The 612-nt window shown below is 52.3% G+C and carries 1 protein-coding gene; it reads left to right on the plus strand.

The annotated features are described in order from the left end of the window. Window positions 1-612 (plus strand): hypothetical protein (locus E1189_RS22335; RefSeq protein ID WP_196220868.1); only part of this gene is annotated, 612 nt, incomplete at both ends.

Raw genomic sequence — 612 nt, forward strand, 5'->3', positions numbered from 1 at the left:
CATCCTGAACTGGCAGCCCGTATGGAGACACTGCTGGCTAACCCTCCCTACCTGTTTGTTCAGGGCCGTAAGATTCCACTCCCTGATGCCCGGGTTGTGTTACTACTTCCTCAGGAATGGAAGGGAGCCACCAACCTATGGCGATGCACAGTGGAAAAATTACCATTACTCCCCGCATCCGCCCCTCTGCACACACTGCCCTTTAAGATGCACTCTGGTGTGGAGAGGTTGGTAGAGAGGTTGATGGAATGCATTGACCAGTTGCCTCTCCCGACCATTAGAAACTACCCGGCCTCTCCTCCCTGGCAGGAACAGAATGTCTGGCCGCTTCTGCGGAAGCAAGTCAAACGGGAACAGCAACAGGATCACTCTCCTACCGAAGAGCCTTATCATTGGCGACGGGCTCTGCATACCCTTATTGTCAAAAATTACCGTGGGAATTCTTCTGTCTATGGCTACCTGAAAACCCGGATAAAAGCATTATTCCCTGATGAATTCATCTACTGTGCGATGGATCAGCACGCCTTACAGCAATGGTTGCATGCTCATCCCGGCGTGACCCGTGACCAGTTAAGGGAACAGTTCTGGGAGTTGGCACGGCATTGTCCTATC

Origin of the sequence: Parendozoicomonas verongulae, from assembly GCF_009711465.1 — a bacterium.
Taxonomy (GTDB): Bacteria; Pseudomonadota; Gammaproteobacteria; order Pseudomonadales; family Endozoicomonadaceae; genus Sansalvadorimonas; species Sansalvadorimonas verongulae.